At 40.4% G+C, this 20,156-nt stretch carries 18 protein-coding genes; 9 read left to right on the top strand and 9 right to left on the bottom strand.

Annotated elements, in window-relative coordinates; all coding sequences use genetic code 11:
* The first annotated feature begins 252 nt into the window (after positions 1–252).
* Positions 253–1,407, top strand: a complete 1,155-nt coding sequence (locus tag HH214_RS20920) for an acyltransferase family protein (RefSeq protein ID WP_169610903.1) — start codon at positions 253–255, stop codon at positions 1,405–1,407.
* A gap of 62 nt (positions 1,408–1,469) precedes the next feature.
* On the opposite strand, the gene HH214_RS20925 is transcribed toward HH214_RS20920, so the two are convergent.
* Both HH214_RS20925 and HH214_RS20930 read right to left on the bottom strand, forming a co-directional pair.
* Positions 1,470–1,781 (bottom strand): hypothetical protein, encoded by a 312-nt coding sequence (locus tag HH214_RS20925; RefSeq protein WP_169610904.1) that lies wholly within the window; start codon positions 1,779–1,781, stop codon positions 1,470–1,472.
* Between the two features lie 57 nt (positions 1,782–1,838).
* On the bottom strand, positions 1,839–2,723 hold the full coding sequence (locus HH214_RS20930) for a fructosamine kinase family protein (RefSeq protein WP_169610905.1): 885 nt from the start codon (positions 2,721–2,723) through the stop codon (positions 1,839–1,841).
* 72 nt (positions 2,724–2,795) lie between these two features.
* Between HH214_RS20930 and lepA the strand changes: the two genes are divergently transcribed.
* Together lepA and HH214_RS20940 are read left to right on the top strand one after the other, a co-directional pair.
* The gene (gene lepA, locus HH214_RS20935; RefSeq protein ID WP_169610906.1) at positions 2,796–4,583 is read left to right on the top strand and encodes a translation elongation factor 4; all 1,788 of its coding nucleotides are present in this window, start codon (positions 2,796–2,798) and stop codon (positions 4,581–4,583) included.
* Positions 4,584–4,662: 79 nt separating this feature from the next.
* Positions 4,663–5,559 (top strand): bifunctional 5,10-methylenetetrahydrofolate dehydrogenase/5,10-methenyltetrahydrofolate cyclohydrolase, encoded by an 897-nt coding sequence (locus HH214_RS20940; protein WP_169610907.1) that lies wholly within the window; start codon positions 4,663–4,665, stop codon positions 5,557–5,559.
* A gap of 33 nt (positions 5,560–5,592) precedes the next feature.
* On the opposite strand, the gene HH214_RS20945 is transcribed toward HH214_RS20940, so the two are convergent.
* Both HH214_RS20945 and HH214_RS20950 read right to left on the bottom strand, forming a co-directional pair.
* Entirely contained in the window at positions 5,593–5,928 is a 336-nt protein-coding gene (locus HH214_RS20945; protein WP_169610908.1) for a Rieske (2Fe-2S) protein, read from the bottom strand.
* A 6-nt stretch (positions 5,929–5,934) separates the two neighbouring features.
* A complete protein-coding gene (locus HH214_RS20950) occupies positions 5,935–6,576 on the bottom strand; it encodes a hypothetical protein (protein WP_169610909.1) in 642 nt (213 codons plus the stop codon).
* 212 nt (positions 6,577–6,788) lie between these two features.
* Here HH214_RS20950 and HH214_RS20955 point away from each other — a divergent pair, with 212 nt between their 5' ends.
* Positions 6,789–7,412 carry a 7-carboxy-7-deazaguanine synthase QueE gene (locus tag HH214_RS20955; RefSeq protein ID WP_169610910.1) on the top strand — a complete coding sequence of 208 codons (624 nt, stop codon included), beginning with the start codon at positions 6,789–6,791 and terminating at the stop codon, positions 7,410–7,412.
* 124 nt (positions 7,413–7,536) lie between these two features.
* The gene (locus HH214_RS20960) at positions 7,537–9,441 is read left to right on the top strand and encodes an OmpA family protein (protein WP_169610911.1); all 1,905 of its coding nucleotides are present in this window, start codon (positions 7,537–7,539) and stop codon (positions 9,439–9,441) included.
* Positions 9,442–9,494: 53 nt separating this feature from the next.
* Here the strand turns inward: HH214_RS20960 and recQ are convergent, their stop codons facing one another.
* Positions 9,495–11,687 (bottom strand): DNA helicase RecQ, encoded by a 2,193-nt coding sequence (recQ, locus tag HH214_RS20965; RefSeq protein ID WP_169611245.1) that lies wholly within the window; start codon positions 11,685–11,687, stop codon positions 9,495–9,497.
* 214 nt (positions 11,688–11,901) lie between these two features.
* On the opposite strand from recQ, the gene HH214_RS20970 reads away from it, so the two are divergent.
* A complete protein-coding gene (locus HH214_RS20970; RefSeq protein WP_169610912.1) occupies positions 11,902–12,987 on the top strand; it encodes a mannose-1-phosphate guanylyltransferase in 1,086 nt (361 codons plus the stop codon).
* Positions 12,988–13,116: 129 nt separating this feature from the next.
* On the opposite strand, the gene HH214_RS20975 is transcribed toward HH214_RS20970, so the two are convergent.
* Both HH214_RS20975 and rlmB read right to left on the bottom strand, forming a co-directional pair.
* Positions 13,117–13,548 (bottom strand): lipocalin family protein, encoded by a 432-nt coding sequence (locus HH214_RS20975; RefSeq protein WP_169610913.1) that lies wholly within the window; start codon positions 13,546–13,548, stop codon positions 13,117–13,119.
* 82 nt (positions 13,549–13,630) lie between these two features.
* Complete coding sequence (rlmB, locus tag HH214_RS20980; protein ID WP_169610914.1) at positions 13,631–14,389, bottom strand: 23S rRNA (guanosine(2251)-2'-O)-methyltransferase RlmB; 759 nt, start codon at positions 14,387–14,389, stop codon at positions 13,631–13,633.
* A gap of 202 nt (positions 14,390–14,591) precedes the next feature.
* Between rlmB and dnaB the strand changes: the two genes are divergently transcribed.
* A complete protein-coding gene (dnaB, locus tag HH214_RS20985) occupies positions 14,592–16,145 on the top strand; it encodes a replicative DNA helicase (RefSeq protein WP_169610915.1) in 1,554 nt (517 codons plus the stop codon).
* A 2-nt stretch (positions 16,146–16,147) separates the two neighbouring features.
* On the opposite strand, the gene chrA is transcribed toward dnaB, so the two are convergent.
* Positions 16,148–17,347 (bottom strand): chromate efflux transporter, encoded by a 1,200-nt coding sequence (gene chrA, locus HH214_RS20990; RefSeq protein WP_248282167.1) that lies wholly within the window; start codon positions 17,345–17,347, stop codon positions 16,148–16,150.
* A 108-nt stretch (positions 17,348–17,455) separates the two neighbouring features.
* Positions 17,456–17,797, bottom strand: a complete 342-nt coding sequence (locus HH214_RS20995) for a heme biosynthesis protein HemY (RefSeq protein WP_169610916.1) — start codon at positions 17,795–17,797, stop codon at positions 17,456–17,458.
* A gap of 273 nt (positions 17,798–18,070) precedes the next feature.
* Between HH214_RS20995 and HH214_RS21000 the strand changes: the two genes are divergently transcribed.
* On the top strand, positions 18,071–18,673 hold the full coding sequence (locus HH214_RS21000) for a bifunctional nuclease family protein (protein ID WP_169610917.1): 603 nt from the start codon (positions 18,071–18,073) through the stop codon (positions 18,671–18,673).
* Between the two features lie 199 nt (positions 18,674–18,872).
* Positions 18,873–20,132 carry a nucleoside permease gene (locus HH214_RS21005; RefSeq protein WP_169610918.1) on the top strand — a complete coding sequence of 420 codons (1,260 nt, stop codon included), beginning with the start codon at positions 18,873–18,875 and terminating at the stop codon, positions 20,130–20,132.
* Positions 20,133–20,156: the final 24 nt, after the last annotated feature.

The raw sequence follows: 20,156 nt of genomic DNA on the forward strand, positions 1-20,156 counted from the left end.
ACTGTTCGGGTTATAAAGAAGGAGAGGAAAGAATATAATGACGCTTACGATATCCTTCTACAGAGGTATCTCTCGCTTGAACTTTCTTTTCTCTCTCCAACAAAATTAACAGGTAATTAATCTCTTTTCAAACATACGTCTCGCTTGTGGTTATCAACTAGTAACCTCATCTTCACAACACCTTTAAAAAAAATAATTTTCTTCACTATACTTGCTTCCATTTTACCTGATTAGCTATTACTCTACAATATTTTGGAAACAAAAAAGAAAACTTATTTTGAAAATTTAGATGGCTTAAGAACTACTGCTTTTTTGTTGGTTTTTTTACAGCATTCTCTACTGGCCTGGACGAGCAGATTAAAGCCTGCTGAAAGACCATCTAATATATTCTTTAGCTTTATATCCGGTTCAGGCGGACTTGGCGTATCTGTCTTTTTTGTATTAAGCGGCTTTCTAATCACCTATTTACTGTTGCATGAAAAAGAATTGAAAGGCAGAATCAATGTACCGTTTTTTTACATGCGAAGAGTACTACGTATCTGGCCTCTTTATTATGTGGTAATCTTGTTCGCTATTTACCTATATCCTTATTTAAAAGCTAAATTAGGTAACCCATCTCCTGCTGTTGGTTCTGCTGTAAGCCATCCTTTTTATTATTTTGCCTTTTTAGCCAATTTTGATGTACTTAATGTTTTTAAACACAAAGAAGGGCTAGATGCACAGCAGGCAGTAACCTGGTCTGTTGCAGTTGAAGAGCAATTCTACCTGATATGGCCTTTGTTGTTTTACTTCACTCCACGAAAATTTTATAAGTTTATCTGTATAGCCGCTATACTCCTATGTCAGGTATTTAGAATTATTCATAAAGATGATGATATCACTTTATATTATCATTCCCTAAGCGTGATTGCTGACTTAGCTCTTGGTGGCCTCTGCGGCTATTATGCTTATTATAGCAGCCAATTTAAATTGTTTTTTCAACAGCTGAACAAGCCATCCATCATCTTGATTTACCTTTTAGGATGCTTATGGATTGTATACGCAAATAACTTGTTCAAGTCGCCCTTATTTGACGCTTGCGGTAGATTGGTAAACACCTTATTTTATGCGTTCGTTATACTTGAGCAAAACTATAGTACAAATTCATTTTTTAAGTTCTCTAACAATAAGGTATTTTCTTTTTTAGGTAAATACACGTATGGGCTTTACCTCATGCATCCCATAGCTATTCGTTTTACTGAAATTATCCTTAACAAAGGTTTAAAAATATCTATTTACGGTGGTTCCGTGTATTATTCAGAGCAAACAATAGTAAGTCTATTCCTTGCTATAGTAATGAGTTATCTGTCATACGAGTTTTTTGAACAACGTTTTTTAAGGCTAAAGCACAAGTATTCTTTATCATAATGTAAGTTGATGATATAAGAGCAGGTAAACTTTAACTTAGGAACAAATGTCGAGGCAATTTATTAGCCTTTTAAATGTAAAAGCCGCTTCATTAAATAATGTGGATGGCTATTAGTTGTACCACCATACTCTTTGTGATACACATGAACGATCTCCCAACCTAATGATGACATATAGTTTAATGCATCAATCATGTTGTAAAACTCAACCACTTTTAAAGTCTTCTGCATGATCGCATCATCATACGCGTTTACTGTAAGCTGTTCCTGACCCAGGTCTAGTTCAAAGCCCACTTTGCTGCTTAAAATTTTACCACTTACTTTAAGCATACAATACTGCACGGTTGGAAAGTCTGCTTTGCTATCTTCATTCATATTGAATAACGTTTAAAAAACGGCAATATAGAAATAAAGTTAAAGTCGTTGTATTCGTTAAACATACTTCTTTAAACAATCCTTTACCCTGCTTAAATATCCTAATCCGAATAAATTCAAATGCAACAGCAACGGGTACAAGTTCCACAAATGGCTGCGTTGCTCCCAGTCTTGAGCCAGCGGAAACGTATTCTGGTATCCTTCATAAAACTCCCGGCTATAGCCACCAAATAAGGTCGTCATGGCTAAATCAAACTCACGGTGGCCGTAGCTTACTGCCGGGTCAATCAGGTAAGGCTTGCCATCGGCACCAATTAAATAATTGCCGCCCCATAAATCACCATGAATCAGCGCAGGTACTTCTTCCTCAAACCAATCTCCTAAATGTAAGTAAAGCTGTTCAAATTGGTTAGCTTCCGCATTTTGCAGTAAACGTTTATTCAAAGCTCTTTGCACCATCGGTTGTAAACGCTCCTCTATAAAAAAGCTTCTCCAAGTGTCATGCTTGCGGTTACTTTGCGGTAACGAACCCATGTAATTGTCTTGGTGAAAGCCAAACTGCCCGGCCGTATGCCGGTGCATGGCGGCTAGTTGCTCTCCCAGCTTGCGGGAAGTAGCTGGCGTGGCGTGTGTAGCATCAATCCATTCCAAAATTAAATAGCTATCCTGTTCAAAATCACTTTGTAATACCACCTCAGGTACAGCAATGGTTTGGGTAGATTGGATAGCATTTAGCCCTTCACTTTCACAAGCAAACATACCTGGGTAAGCTTGTTTACTGTTCAGTTTCATCATGTATTTACCTGTATTGGTGTGTAGGCAATACGCTTCGTTAATATCGCCACCACTAATGGGGCTAACTGATGTGAGTTGAACAGGGCGCTGGTGTATAGCCGATAATTGCTCTGCTAAATGCGTAGTGAAGTGCCGGGAAATAGCCATTCCATCAAATTACCTAATTCATGGTCGGCATAGCAAATTTATTCGGGTAAAAAGCTATTTTTGTGCAGTAAAATGAAGCACATTCGTAACTTTTGTATCATCGCACACATCGATCACGGTAAAAGCACCCTGGCCGATCGTTTGCTGGAATATACCAAAACTATCACGCATCGCGAAGCGCAGGCCCAGTTGCTCGACGATATGGACCTGGAACGTGAACGCGGGATTACCATAAAAAGCCATGCCATCCAGATGGATTACCAGTTGGACGGCCAAGCTTACGTTCTGAACCTGATTGACACGCCCGGACACGTCGATTTTTCCTATGAAGTTTCCCGTTCTATTGCCGCCTGTGAGGGCGCTTTGCTGATTGTGGATGCTTCGCAGGGTATTCAGGCGCAAACAATTTCCAACTTGTACCTGGCCTTGGAGAACGACCTGGAAATTATTCCGGTACTTAATAAAATGGATTTACCCGGCGCTATGCCTGAAGAGGTAAAAGACCAGATTGTTGACCTGATTGGTTGCAAACGCGAAGACATATTAGCGGCTTCCGGCAAAACCGGGATGGGTATTGAAGATATTCTGCGTGCTATTATAGAGCGTGTTCCTGCCCCTGTTGGTGATCCGGAAGCGCCCTTGCAAGCGTTGATTTTCGACTCGGTATTTAATTCATTCCGGGGTATTATTGCTTACTATAAAGTAGTAAACGGCGAAATCAGGAAGAACACCAAAGTAAAGTTTATCGCTACTGGCAAAGAATACTTTGCTGATGAAGTAGGTACGCTGAAGCTGAATCAGGTACCTAAAGATGTTATTAAAACCGGCGATGTAGGTTACATTATATCAGGTATTAAAGAAGCACGTGAAGTAAAAGTTGGTGATACCATTACGTTGGTTGAAAGTCCGGCTGCTGGAGGTATTCAGGGCTTTGAAGAAGTAAAACCGATGGTATTTGCCGGTATATATCCGGTAGATACAGAGGACTATGAAGAACTACGCGAATCCATGGCCAAGCTGCAATTGAATGATGCTTCGCTGGTTTTCGAACCAGAATCATCAGCTGCTTTGGGATTTGGTTTCCGTTGTGGTTTCTTGGGTATGCTCCACATGGAAATTATTCAGGAAAGGCTGGAACGCGAGTTCGATATGACGGTAATTACTACCGTTCCCAACGTATCATACATCGCTTATACTACCAAAGACGAAGAGTTAATAGTAAACAACCCGTCCGATTTGCCAGACCCCAGCAAGCTGGAGTTTGTGGAAGAGCCTTATATAAAAGCCAATATCATTACCAAGGCCGAGTTTGTCGGTCCGGTCATGTCGTTATGTATACAGAAACGTGGTATTATCGTCAATCAATCATATCTCACGGCAGATCGTGTGGAGCTGATTTTTGAGATGCCAATGGGCGAAATTGTATTCGACTTTTATGATAAGCTAAAAACTATATCTAAGGGTTATGCTTCGTTTGATTATACGCAAATCGGTTATCGCCAGTCTGATCTGGTCCGTTTGGATATTAAACTGAACGGTGAACCTGTGGATGCTTTATCATCACTCATTCACCGCAGCAACTCGTATGATTTTGGTAAAAAGATTTGCGAAAAGCTGAAAGAACTGCTGCCACGCCAGCAATTTGAAATTGCCATACAGGCTTCTATCGGTGCTAAGGTTATAGCGCGTGAAAACGTACGAGCCTTGCGTAAAGATGTAACGGCTAAGTGTTACGGCGGTGATATATCGCGTAAACGGAAGTTGTTGGAAAAGCAGAAGAAAGGTAAAAAGCGTATGCGCCAGGTCGGTAACGTGGAAATACCACAATCCGCATTCATGGCTGTGTTGAAACTGGATTAACAAATAAAACAAGGAAGGGCAAAAGACGAGTAACAAACAAAGTCTTTTGTCCTTTCGCCTTTATATACTATACTCATTTATGCAAATACTCGACGGAAAATACGTATCCGAAAAACTGAAAGTTGAAATTGCCGAACAAGCAGCCAATTACCTGCAACGCAGTGGCCGCAAACCGCACCTGGTAGCCGTATTGGTGGGCCATGATGGCGGTAGTGAAACTTATGTAGCCAGCAAAATGCGCAACTGCGAAAAGGTAGGCTTTAAATCAACCCTGGTGAGATATGAGGATATTGTTACCGAGGCTGAACTACTATTGAAGGTAGCCGAGCTAAACGCCGATGAAGATATTGACGGCATTATTGTACAGTTGCCTTTACCCAAGCATATTGATCCGGAGAAAGTAACCGAAAAGATTGATCACCGCAAAGATGTAGATGGCTTCCATCCTATCAATTTGGGCCGTATGCAACGTAATTTACCTTCGTTTATACCGGCTACTCCTTACGGCATTACCCTAATGCTGAAAGAATATGGTGTAGAAACTGCCGGCAAGCATTGCGTGGTAGTAGGCCGCAGCAATATTGTAGGTTCGCCCATGAGTATTTTGATGGCGCGTAACACACAGCCAGGTAACTGTACCGTAACCATTTGCCACAGCCGCACGCCTGATATTAAAAAGTTTACATTAGATGCGGACATATTGATTGTCGCCATCGGTAAGAAAAATTTTATCACAGCAGATATGGTGAAAGAAGGTGCCGTGGTGATTGACGTAGGCATGAACCGTGAAACCTCTACCCTTACCAAATCTGGATATAAATTGTATGGTGACGTTGATTTTGAAAACGTAGCTCCAAAAACATCCTGGATAACTCCGGTTCCGGGCGGTGTAGGTTTAATGACGATTATAGGATTGTTACAAAATACTTTGGCTTCGGCTAACAAGCAGGTGTACCCTGATGTGCAGCATTCATAATAGATAATTAACAAACTTTATGGCTGGGTAAGATTAAACGAGTCCTTTGATTTTGTCCAGCCATGAATTTACTTCTACATAAACACCATCCTCCCGTACCTCAACGGCGTAGGTATTTATATAATCATTCTGCCCGGCGGCACCTCTGCCTGTAGTTAAATCATAAGCATAGCGGTGGTATGGACAAGTTAACTGTCCATTAGTACACCAACCTTTACTCAAGTCGGCTCCGGCATGCGGGCAAATAGCACTTAAAGCGTAGACCTCTCGCTGCAGCTGAACTAAGCAAATACTTTTACCGGCTACTTTTATCTTTTCAATACCCGTATGCTCCGCATTGAAGTGATCATCTACTTTATACCAAGGCATAGTTAATTAAAAATCAATACGCAAATTCATCACATTGGGGTTCTTGATGATTTCATCCATATTGGTTCGCAACGTTACCTGCCGGCGGTCGGCTGAAAGAACCGCTTTAGGATTGTCTAACTTTTTTATGGGCTTGGCAAAATTTAGCACCACCTTATAAGGCATGTCAATCAGCATAGCACGAGCCATGGCTAAGGTTGATTGTGTTTTTCTGAGAAAGTTGTTAAACTTGGTTTTATCAATAATGCGGCAAAATTTATGAGAGGTTACCTCGTAAGTATAGCAATCTTGCCCTGCTATCAGCTGCTGGGCATCAAAACCTTGAAAACGTTCATTGTTTTTATCTGATCGGGTAAGCTGGTTATGGCCAGCCAGCTTGGATAGTTGTTGCAGGTAACCTTCCATCTCCCGTGCGGAAGCAGCTTGATGGCTAATACTTACTTTCATTTCGCTCCGTTTCAGGTTCATTATTACGGATAAGTTGCTGGCTTTAGCTAGTCCGGCTTCTTCCTTACTCATTTTGGCCTGGGTACTATCGGGCAAAGCATTGTAATAATTCATGGAAGTATCCTTCACGGTTGCAAAGGCCTGCGTAGCAATGACGGAGTCCGGCATCAAATTCATGAGTACAGAAAGCGCTTTACTCATGTCAAAGTTATAGGCTACACTGCAGGTACCGTTGGCTTTAAAGCTGTAGCTTTCAACAATATCAACACATGAACTACAGCAGATGCATAAGCTGATTATAACAAAAAAGTAAACTTTTTTCATATCGCTCATTTTGAAGTAATTATCGGAAATATATACTACAAACAGAAATTTATTGCCGTATTAATATTGCGTATATTTGCGGATTGATTATGGCACATGTAATACCGGCTGACGGCACACAGCTTCCTTTAATGGAAGAGTTTTATACAATACAAGGCGAGGGATATAATTCGGGCAAAGCCGCTTACTTTATCAGGTTAGGTGGTTGTGATGTGGGCTGCCCCTGGTGCGATGTAAAAGAAAGCTGGGATGCAGAACAGCATCCGCTTACATCAGCCGACACAATTGTAAGTCACGCCGCTCAATATCCGGCTAAAAACGTAGTAGTAACCGGTGGCGAGCCGCTAATTTATAACTTAGATTATCTGACTACCACTCTACAAAATCAGCAAATCCGTACTTTCATCGAAACCTCGGGTGCTTATCCGCTATCGGGCCAATGGGATTGGATTTGCCTGTCGCCTAAAAAATTTAAAGCGCCAATGCCTGAAGTTGCTGCTGCTGCTCATGAGCTCAAGGTTATTGTGTTCAACAAATCAGACTTTGCCTGGGCTGAGCAGCATGCTAAAACAGTCTCTCCAGGATGCAAGTTGTTTTTACAACCCGAATGGTCGAGAGTTAAAGAAATGACGCCATTGATTGTTGATTATGTAATGAACAATCCGCAATGGGAGGTTTCTCTGCAAACGCACAAGTATATGGACATTCCATAAAAGCTGTATCTTAGGAACCTTAAATAACGTATAAAAGAATATCACCTGAAAAGATATAGGGACAATAAGTTGGAGTGTATTCTCTTAGGTTTATATGGTTATTAAAGTACCTAAATCTTGTGTAATGAAATATTGGGCTTTATGTGTAAGCTTATGTTTGGTATCGGCTTTAACCGCTAAAGGGCAGAACAAATTATATAGTACCAGTAATAGCTCGGCTATTACTTATTACCAAAAAGCAAATGGCAGTTTAGACCGGCGCAATTTACCCGAGGCTATTACCTATCTGCAAAGCGCCATTGCTGCCGACGATAATTTCACGGAAGCTCATGCACAGCTAGGCGATCTGTTTAAATTACAACAACAGTACAAGCAGGCTATAGAACAGTTCCGGAAAGTAATTCAGTTAAATCCAGAGTTTAGCCGCGCAGTTTATTTAAAGTTGGGTGAGTCTGAGGTATCTTTAGCTGATTATAGCCAAGCACAGCAACATCTGGAAAAATATCTTACCTATCCTAATTCCACTCCCGAAAACCAGCATTATGCCCGTAAGCTAATCAGCGATTGTGTTTTCAGTATAGATGCTTTGAAACATCCAGTTCCTTTTAAGCCGGTGAACCTAGGGCCCGAAATTAATACGGCTAATGATGAGTATTTACCGGTATCTACGGCTGATGAAAACACGTTAATTTTTACGCGTAAAGTAAATAACAACGAAGATTTTTTTAAAAGTCAGAAACAGGATAAGCACTGGACCAATGCAACTTACCTGAGCAAGCAAATTAATACAATTGAATATAATGAAGGTGCTCAGTCTATATCGCAAGATGGACAGTACTTGTTTTTTACCGGTTGTAACCGGCCCGATGGTTTAGGCCGTTGTGATATTTATGTAACGCAAAAAAAAGGTGACGACTGGAATAAACCTTTTAACTTGAGCGCACCTATAAACAGTCCTGCTTGGGAGTCACAACCGTCTATCAGTGCCGATGGCCGAACCTTATACTTTGTGAGCAACCGTAAAGGTGGCTATGGCGGGTATGATATTTATAAATGCCGGTTAACTAACACTGGCTGGACACAGCCTGAAAACCTGGGACCGAATATCAACACGCCACTCGATGAGCAATCGCCTTTTATACACCCTGATGATAGTACCATGTACTTCTGTTCAAATGGATGGCCGGGAATGGGCAATAAAGACTTATTTGTAAGCCGTTTAGGTAAAGATGGTAAGTGGCAAAAGCCACAAAACTTGGGTTATCCCATTAATTCCAGTGGTGATGAAAATGGCATGAGCATCACGGCAAATGGCACATACGCATTCTTTGCTTCCAATACGCTATCTGGCTATGGTGGCTTTGATATTTACACCTTTGAATTACCCGAAGCAGCCAGACCACACCTGGTTACGTATGTAAAAGGTACTGTTGCCATCGGGTTAAACAAACAGCCAATTGATGCAGCGGTTGAGATTGTTGATTTGGAAAAGAACCAAACTGTCTATCAAAATTACACATCGGCAGCCCACGGTGAGTTTCTGGCTACTTTACCGGTAGGTAAAAACTACGGGCTTACCATCACGAAAAATGGCTATCTTTTTTACTCGGAAAACTTTTCTTTAAAAGATCACCAATCTGGTAAACCTTATCAGATTGATATTGCGCTCGATCCAATTGAAATTGGTAAGAAAGCCATTTTAAAGAACATCTTCTTTGATACCAATAAATACACGCTTAAACCTGAATCAGAATCAGCATTAGAAAAGTTAATGGATTTTATGAAGCTGAATCCAGCCGTGCGGATTGAAATTGCGGGTTACACGGATAACGTTGGTAACGATCAAGTTAATCTCATTTTGTCAGGAAACCGTGCAAAAGCTGTATATCAGTACTTGATTACTCACGGAGTTGCGGCTGATCGGCTAGTTTATAAAGGTTATGGTAAACTGCAACCTATAGCACCCAATACGACGGAAGAAAACCGTAGTCAAAACCGCCGTACGGAGTTCAAGATTATTGCTAAATAAAAAAGAGCCGGCTTTCTATAAAGCCGGCTCTTTTATTATCGAATAACCAATTGCTAGTTCCCTAGCTCTGACATGAACTTAATTCTCATCAGTTGTATTTCTTCGCGGGTATAATCGTTTACACCTAAGTCAACCAAAGCATCATCTATAGAATCTACCTCGGCAGAACGGAAGTAGTCATACACCTCATCCTGCTTGTCTTCATCAATTACTTCATCAATGTAATAGTTCAGGTTCAATTTAGTACCTGAGTTAACAATAGATTCTACCTCACGCAAAATTTCCTCGTAATTCAATCCTTTAGAAGCTGCAATATCTTCTAAATCTAAATGACGGTCAATATTCTGGATAATGTAAACTTTCAAAGCCGATTTGTTGGCAGCGCTCTTAATCACCATATCTACCGGGCGATCAATGTCGTTATCTTCAACATACTTTTTAATCAGCTCAATAAAAGGCGCACCAAACTTGGAAGCCTTGCCAGCACCAACGCCAGATATCTGTTTCAACTCATCGGTTGATACCGGATAATGCGTACACATCTCTTCTAACGAAGGATCCTGGAATACGACAAATGGTGGTACATTCTTTTGTTTGGCAATTTTCTTGCGCAAATCTTTCAGCATTTGCAGCAACTGCGTATCTAGTGCGCCACTACCTTGTTTAGGGCCTTCTTCTGTATCATCATCATCAGCCGCTTCAATAGGTTTGTTCAATACAAAACGAATGCTGTAGGGGTTTTCTAAAAAGTCATGCCCCTTATCGGTTAAGCGTAATAAACCATACTGATCAATATCTTTTGACAAGAAGTTGTCTAATAAAGCTTGGCGTAGCAGTGATTTCCATAAGTTTTCACCATCTTCTTTACCTGATCCAAACACGCTAAGTGAATGGTGGTCATAATGATGTACCTGCGGACCATCCTGTCCCATTAATACGCTTACGACATGGTGATCGTCAAACTTTTCTCCTAGTTGTTTAATCAAGCTAAGGGCTCGATGGAGTTGAGCTTCACCATCAAAAAACTGACGTTGTGAGGCACAATTATCGCACATGCTATTACAGCTTGAAGCATCATAATCTTCCCCAAAGTAATGCAGTATCTGTTTACGACGACATACAGATGATTCAGCGTAATCAATTACTTCTTTTAATATCTGTGTACCAATTTCGCGTTCTGAAACTGGTTTATCCTTCATAAACTTTTGCAGCTTGTCTACATCTTTTTCAGAGTAGAAAGACACACATACCCCTTCACCACCATCACGTCCGGCACGTCCGGTTTCCTGATAGTACCCTTCCATACTCTTAGGCACATCATGGTGTATTACATAACGAACATCTGGCTTATCAATACCCATACCGAAGGCAATGGTAGCTACAATTACTTCCACCTCTTCCATCAGGAATTTGTCCTGCGTTTCGGCACGCACCTTGGCATCCAAGCCCGCATGGTAAGGCAGTGCCTTAATACCATTCAAGTTTAATGCTTCGGCTACTTCTTCTACTTTCTTGCGGCTCAGGCAATATACGATACCTGATTTGCCAGCATTCTGCTTAATAAACTTGATAATCTCTTTTAACACGTTGCGCTTGGCACGCACTTCATAGTACAAGTTTGCCCGGTTAAAGGATGATTTGTAAACCGTGGCATTATTCATTTGTAGGTTTTTCTGAATATCGTGCTGAACTTTTGGCGTTGCAGTAGCCGTTAGAGCTATAATTGGGATATTTTCACCTAAATTGCTTATTACTTGGCGTATTTTACGGTATTCTGGTCTGAAATCATGTCCCCATTCTGAAATACAATGTGCTTCATCAACAGCAACGAATGATAGTTTATTCAGGCGTAAAAAGTCAATATTGTCTTGTTTAGTTAATGATTCGGGAGCTACGTATAACAGTTTGGTTTTACCAGCCAGTACGTCTTCTTTAACTCTGGCTGTTTCTGATTTTGTTAAAGATGAATTTAAGAAATGCGCTACGCTGTCAGAATTACAAAATGCCCTCAGTTGGTCAACCTGATTTTTCATTAAGGCTATCAGCGGCGATATAACAATTGCGGTTCCTTCAGTCATTAAGGCGGGCAGTTGGTAACACATTGATTTGCCGCCGCCGGTTGGCATAATCACGAAAGTATCATTACCGGCAAGTATGTTGGTAATAATCGCCTCCTGTTCGCCTTTAAAATTATCAAATCCGAAAAAATTTTGCAGGTTATCGAAGAGCGATTTTTTAATTTCAATCATTTTGAGTAATACAATATGGAGTTGTTGCTAACAAAATTCAAAATAACAAATTTTCCTATTCAGACGGTAGTACGTAAAGAAAATATTAATGTTTAATGATTTTTGCTAACATTATTCTAAACTAAATATACTCTAAAATTATTATAAAACTTAATTTATTTTTTCATTTTTGACAGCTATATTACTTACATCAACTTATCAAACATTTGACATGAACAAAAACTATTATGCTATCATCATGGCTGGTGGTATCGGAAGCCGTTTTTGGCCTATTAGCCGCACCTCATTTCCCAAGCAATTCATCGATATATTAGGTACCGGAAAAACACTTATTCAAAATACCTATGATCGTTTTTTGAAGATTTGCCCTAAAGAAAATATTTATGTAGTAACTAATGAGAGCTATGCTGAGCTGGTGAAAAGCCAACTGCCTGACATGACCGATGGACAGATACTCACCGAGCCAGTAATGCGTAATACAGCTCCTTGTGTGGCTTACGGCTGCTTTAAAATTGAAAGCATGAATCCGGATGCTGTGATTGTTGTAGCACCATCCGATCACCTGATATTAGATGAAGCAGGCTTTGTAAAATCTATCGAACAATCATTACAAACAGCACAAAATAATAACTGCCTGATTACTTTAGGTATCAAACCTTCACGTCCTGATACCGGTTATGGTTATATACAATACACCGATGAAGTAATTGACGGACAGTTCCATAAGGTAAAAACATTTACTGAAAAGCCGACATTGGATATCGCTAAAACTTTTATTCAAAGCGGCGATTTCTTGTGGAATGCAGGTATTTTCGTTTGGTCGGCTAAAACAATCATTAGCAACTTTGGTACACATTTGCCAGATATGCACGAAATCTTTGCCGAAGCACGTTCCGTTTACAACACCGAAGACGAAAGAAATCATATTAACACTGCTTACCAGCAATGTACTAACATCTCAATTGATTATGGTATTATGGAAAAAGCAGCAAACGTTTATGTGTTGCCATCAGAGTTTGGCTGGTCTGACCTGGGTACCTGGGCCTCTATTTACCAATTAGCTGAAAAAGATTATGTAGGCAATGCCGTAATACCAGCCGAAAAAGTAATTATGTACGATTCATCTAACTGCATGGTAAACGTGCCTGATGAAAAACTGGTGGTACTGCAAGGCTTGCATGACTACATTGTGGTAGAATCAAACAATACCCTGCTCATTTGCCCGCGCGATCAGGAGCAAAACGTAAAGCAAGTAGTAGCCGATGTGAAGCAAAAATTTGGTACTAAATACATTTAATACGCTTAAATCATACCAGCAGAGAAATGGTAGTTATAAAATAGCAGCACTCTCTGTTGTTGTATCCTAACATAAATACCAAATACTTAAATCGAGTATTTGGTATTTACTTTTCATTAAACTACGGTACTAGTGGCTATATAGATAAATTGGTCCACCTTGGTAGCCTGTATAAGATGGTACATCTAAATAATATTTTAATTGAGTAGAGGTTATTTCAATAATAGTGTAACTCACCCCATTGATAACTAATTTTTTATTAGTAAAATCAACTGTATAATTCAAACTTTCATTTTTAGCTTCCTTATCATCGCAATGCTTTGATCCACTATTCACCTGTAATTTACCATTACTATTGAATTTGTAGGTATTATCTTCTTCACATGATGCTACAGGTACATATCCTACCGTAAGAAATTGAGGAATACTACTTGGATTAGTATCTACATGTGCCTTTTTCCATTGTTTGCTAGTTAACAAACTTTGCATATCATTTTTCTCCTTCTTGCATGCAGAAGAACACCAACCAGTTATTACAATAATTAGTAAATACTTATACATAAAATTTTTAGCTGAAGAATATTAAAATTGTTAATAAAACTTATTATACAAGGGCATATAGCTTACAAGGCAAAGCACAATTTTACTGCCGCTGCCTTACGGCCTCATATAAAATAATACCAGCTGATACGGATACATTGAGTGATTCAATTTCACCGTACATAGGTATTTTGGCTAAATGATCAGAGATGCGGATCAAGTCGTTACGAATGCCGTCTTCTTCCGACCCCATAATAACAGCGGTAGGTGCAGTATAGTCAGGTTTATAAATATAATCCTGCGTTTTTTCGGTGCAGCAAACCAGTTGCAAGCCTGATTCTTGAATAAAACGTATCGTTTGCATAAAATTATCATGGCGGCAAACCGGTATTTTATATAAAGCGCCAGCTGAAGTTTTAATCGCATCTGCATTGATTTGCGCTGAACCTTTACCCGGTATTACAATAGCATGAACGCCGGCACATTCGGCCGTACGGGCTATAGCTCCCATATTACGTACATCGGTAATACTATCTAAAATCAGGATAAGCGGAACTTCGCCTTTTTCAAAAATTTCCGGAATAATGTTTTCAATCTTCTGGTAAATGATGGACGAAATTACAGCCACAGCACCCTGATGGTTTTTAGGTGTTAAACGGTTCAGTTTCTCTATCGGAACAAACTGCGCCGAAAGCTGATGTTGCTGCATTACATCCTTTAGCTCCTGATATAAGGCACCGGTAAGTCCGCGTTGTATATAAAGTGTTTCTATCTCTTTTCCGGCAATAATAGCCTCAATGATAGCCCTGATACCAAAAACCATTTGATTATTTTCCCGCTTTGGCCTGAAATTACCCGACATAAATTAAAAATAAGGCTGCAAAAGTAACTATATTTATTTTAGTTGAGCCAGGCATGCCACTCTTGATTTTTGTTGAAGAAACACAAAGCTATTTTATCAACCAGTTTAAAATCAGCCATATAAATTTTCCACAACGTTTTGTTAGCAACTAGCAGCATCAGGCATGAACGAAGGCCGTGGTTTTTAAATATTTTTGTTCAGTATGATTTTTGAGAACAGCAACCGGACTAATGGCGATCGCCGCACCAAGAGTTACACCTCGCAGGCAAGTACATTGGGTAAACTACCACCACAAGCACGTGATTTGGAAGAGGCCGTTTTGGGTGCTCTGATGTTGGAGAAAGACGCTCTATCATCGGTAATTGATGTATTGAAGCCAGAAGTTTTTTATGTAGAGGCACACCAGAAGATCTTTTCTGCCATCCGTACCCTGTTTGAAAAAACATCGCCGGTAGATATTTTAACAGTTACTGCGCAGTTACGTATGCAAGGTGAACTGGAAATGATTGGTGGTCCTTTTTATATTACTGAACTTACCAACCGGGTAGCTTCGGCAGCCAATATTGAGTATCACTCGCGCATCATCATTCAAAAATACATACAGCGCGAACTGATCCGTATTTCAACCGATGTGATTAATACTGCCTATGAAGATACTACCGACGTTCTGGAGCTGTTAGATAAGGCTGAAAAGAACTTGTTTGAAATTGCACAAAGTAACCTTCGCCGCGATTCGCGTAAGATGGACGATTTAATGCAGGAAAGCTTACGAGAAATTGAGTCCTTAAAAAATAAAACAGACGGCTTAACAGGTATTGGTACCGGCTTTACCGAGCTGGACCGTATGACTTCAGGCTGGCAGCGTTCAGATTTGGTTATTATTGCGGCTCGTCCGGCAATGGGTAAAACGGCGTTTGTGTTAAGTTGTGCCCGTAACGCGGCAGTCGATTTTAATAAACCAGTAGCGGTATTCTCACTCGAAATGTCGTCTGTTCAGTTAGTTAATCGTCTGATTTCGGGCGAGGCTGAAATTGAGCAGGAAAAAATCCGTAAAGGTAAGATGGAAGAGTGGGAATGGCAACAAATTCACTCTAAAATTGGCAGACTGGAACAAGCCCCTATCATTATTGATGATACACCAGGCTTAAACATTTTTGAATTTAGGGCTAAATGCCGTCGCTTAAAATCACAACACGATATTCAGCTCATCATTATCGACTACTTGCAACTCATGACTGGTAAAACCGACGGCAAAGGCGGCGGTAACCGTGAGCAGGAAATTGGTAGTATATCGCGCTCCCTGAAAATGGTAGCTAAGGAATTGAACGTACCTGTAATTGCCCTTTCACAGTTGAGCCGTGCCGTTGAAAACCGCCCTGGTGGGTCAAAACGCCCTATGCTGTCCGACTTGCGTGAATCCGGTTCTATCGAGCAGGATGCGGATATGGTATTGTTCCTGTACCGGCCTGAATACTATGGCTTGGAGTTTGATGAAGACAACAACCCGACTCAAGGTGTTGGTGAAATAATTATTGCCAAACACCGTAACGGTGAAACTGGCCGAGTTCGATTAAAATTCGTAGGCAAGTACGTGAAGTTTGCCGATTTAGAACAAAGCATGGATAGTTATTTGCCACCGCCAAGCGGTAATGCCTTTACAGGGCTGACTCCATCAGCGGGCTTTGATAGCAATCCTGGCAACATCATCACAAGGCCATCGCGCATGGATGATATGGATGATGAGCCACCTTTCTAAATCTAAAATAACAATCCCAAAACAATGCCCAGTATAATTAATATGGGCGTTTTTATTTTGGTAAAGTATAACAGCAAGAAGGCACCAGCCATTACACCATAGGCCATCCAATTAGTGCCGAAAGGCCTCATTAGCGAGATAAAGGCTGTAGCCATAAACCCTACCGATACGGCGTTGATACCGCTTAGTGAATTTCTAATGCGGGTAATTTTTCGTAAATCTTCCCAGAATGGTACAATAAATAGAATTAAAATTAGTCCGGGTAAATTGATACCGACAACAGCCACTACACTACCCAGAATTTGGCCCCATAAGCCGTAACCATTGTTGCCTAAACTTATTGCGCCCAAAAATGACGTAAATGCAAATGTGGGTCCGGGTAAACCTTGTTGTAGTGCATAGCCCGACAAAAACTCTGCTTCAGTCAAATAATGTTTCAGTTCAACAAACTCGGTGTACATTAAGGGTACCAGCACCTGTCCGCCACCAAAAATTAAAATACCATTGCGGTAAAAGTTTTCGAATAAGCGTACGGGCAAACTAAATGGTGAGGTACGATTAATAAGAGCACCTAAAGCGGCAAAAAACAACAGGATACCTAGAAAATAACCTACTTTATTGGGATTAACATTGGCGTATAACTTAGTACGAAGTGCATCTTCAGCCGGTTGGGTTTCCAATGCCGACGATATAATACCGCCCAATAGTATAAGCAACGGAAAAGCATAAGGATTCCGCAGTATTAACGTCGCTATGAGCGAGCTGATGGCCAGCCAGGTATGTACTTTAGTTTTCAAAAACTTCTGAGCAAAAACAACGGTAGCATAAGCCACAATGCCGACTGCTGCCGGCTGTAAAAAGCGCAACACCTCTTCTACCCGCCCGCGGGCAGCGAAAGTTTGATATCCTATAGCAGCCGCTCCCATAATAATGGCAGAAGGCAGTACCCACACCAGAAAAGTGGCAATAGCCAATTTAAGGCCGCCAACCTTCCAGGCTACACCGATAAGCGTTTGGGTTGAACCGGGGCCGGGTAGCATTTGTGCCAGCGCGTTCAACTCCATCAACTCCGCTTCGGTAATGTACCTACGTTTTTCTACAAACTCGCGCAGCAGTATGGCAATATGCGCTTGCGGACCGCCAAACGTTGTGAATGTAAAAACCAACGTATCCCGTAAAAATAACAACTGCCGCTTTTTCAAATGCTGAGGATTGATAGTGAATCAATAACTAATAAGTTGTTCAAACATTGAATTAAACTTCAATATGCTGTAATAATGGCAGGCTTCAGGATTTACCCGAATCATATTTTACTCGTCATCATCATCATCGAACATACCTGTAGCCTGGTTGTAGGCTGATTGCAGTTCAGAATAAGCATGATTATCATGTTGCTGACGGGTTACCTGCATCCCTTTCTGATAAGTAGCAACAGCATCATCCTTACGGCCTAATGTTTCATACAATTTGCCTAAATGGTAATAGGTCCCTATATAGTTAGGATGTTCATTTATCAGCTTTTCATAATACTGCAAAGCTTTGTCAGTTTCATTAAGGCGCATGTATTCGGTAGCTAGCGCATATTGTAAAAACTCATCATTTGGCTCATTCTCCAAAAACTCCAACAGCTTCTGTAATCGGTTAACCTGCATTTTAAAACTATGTGTATTTTAGTTAAATTTGTACCTGTTAGTAAGTATGTATTCAACATTTGCACACGGGTACAACAATTAGCAAAGGTATAACTTGCGGTTGATGTTCTGCTAAAACGTGCTATTGAATATTGTAAGCAGCTCATCAACAAAATTGTCTTTCCCTAATGAGGATATAGAAATTTAGTTAACCAAACGGATGTGCTAACTGCTAATTACGGCACAAATAATGCTGTACAATTTAACACGTTTTTTAGAGTGATGGGTAATAACATGAAAAAAATAAAGCTCGATATAGTAGGCTTATCTTACAGCCAAACACAATCGGGTGCTTATGCATTGGTTTTGGGCGAGGTAAATGGCCGTCGCCGGTTACCAATCATCATTGGCAGTTTTGAGGCACAGGCTATAGCGATTGAAATTGAGAAGATGACGCCCAGCCGTCCGCTTACCCATGATTTGTTTAAAAATTTTGCGCAAGCCTTTAACATCAACGTGCAGGAAATTATCATTTATAACCTGGTAGATGGTATATTTTACGCCAAACTTATCTGCTCAGATGGTAAGAAAACTTCTGAGATTGACGCCCGCACATCAGATGCCATTGCTATGGCTGTAAGGTTTGAGTGCCCTATTTACACCCATGAGTTTATCTTATCTACTGCCGGCATTGTAATTGAAGGTAACGATTTTGTTTACCTGGAAAACATTGCCGAAGCTGCAGAAGAGAAACCCTCCGCGTCATCAGCAGCTGCAGGTTACACCTCGTTAAGTGTTGATGAACTAAAAACCAAATTGCAGGACGCATTGAATGAAGAAGCTTATGAAAAGGCCGCTAAAATCAGAGATGAACTGAATAAACGTAAAGCTTCTTAAAAGCTGTTTATTTTAAACTAACTAGAATAGGATTAGCTATTTTGCCAGCTGTTATCCTATTTTTATTAGGGGTGTACTAAGTACGCTCCTAATTATCTTCTATGTGCCTAATCAATTTTATAGTTTCTGATTTCGCATTTATTCGCTACTTTCCGTCTTTATTTTAACACTGACTTTTGTTTTAAATCCGGGTACACGTATGAATATTAAGTTTCGCTTAATAGTAATGAATTTTATGCAGTTCTTTATTTGGGGATCATGGCTGCTTACCATAGCAACCTACTGGTTTCAAAATAAACATTGGTCAGGCGCACAATTTGGGGCTATTTTTTCTACTATGGGTATTTCGGCCATATTTATGCCTACACTAAGCGGCATTATTTCCGACCGCTTCATCAATGCCGAAAAATTGTACGGTGCCATGCACATCTTGGGTGCATTAGTGCTGTTTACCCTACCACTCGTCAACAATCCGACAACCTTCTTTTGGGTAATATTACTAAACATGCTGTTTTATATGCCTACGCTATCTTTATCTATCACTGTAGCGTATTCAGCTTTAAAAAAAAGCAATTTAAATGTGGTGAAGGATTATCCACCTATTCGTATATGGGGAACTATCGGCTTTATTGCTGCACTTTGGACAGTAAGCCTTACACATAATGAGACCTCACCCAACCAGTTTTATATTGCTTCCGCTGTAGCCCTAATATTAGGCATTTACTCATTTAGTCTTCCTAAATGCCCGCCTTTGTTAAAAAGAACGGGTAATAAAACTTGGTTTAATGCGCTAGGCTTAAATGCTTTCGCTTTATTTAAAACCCCTAAGTTTGCTATCTTCTTTGCTTTCTCCATGCTTTTAGGGGCCGCATTACAGCTTACTAATGCTTATGGCGATACTTACATCCATGACTTTAAAAACGTACCGGCTTACCAGGACCTGCTTGCTGTGAAATATCCGGCTATTATCATGTCTATTTCACAAATATCAGAAACGCTGTTTATCCTGGCTATCCCCTACTTTTTAAGGAAGTTTGGCATCAAATACGTAATGTTATTTAGTATGTTAGCTTGGGTATTACGATTCGGTTTGTTTGCCTTTGGTAATCCGGCGGGAGGTTTATGGATGATCGTTTCATCATGCATTGTGTATGGTATGGCTTTCGATTTCTTTAACATTTCCGGTTCGCTGTTTGTTGAAACAGAAACAACTCCTGAAATACGTGGCAGTGCACAGGGCTTATTTATGATGATGGTGAACGGTTTTGGTGCATTCTTCGGCAGCATGGCCAGTGGTATCATCATTGATAAATACTTTACTTTAGCCGATCAGAGTAAAAACTGGCATGGCATATGGCTTTGTTTTGCCGCCTATGCGCTGGTAATTGCTGTTATTTTCCCGTTTGTATTCCGTTATAAACATGATACTACGTTAGATGCAGTTATAGAACACGCTTAAAAATAACACAACTATACGACCAAT

Source organism: Mucilaginibacter robiniae (assembly GCF_012849215.1).
GTDB lineage: Bacteria > Bacteroidota > Bacteroidia > Sphingobacteriales > Sphingobacteriaceae > Mucilaginibacter > Mucilaginibacter robiniae.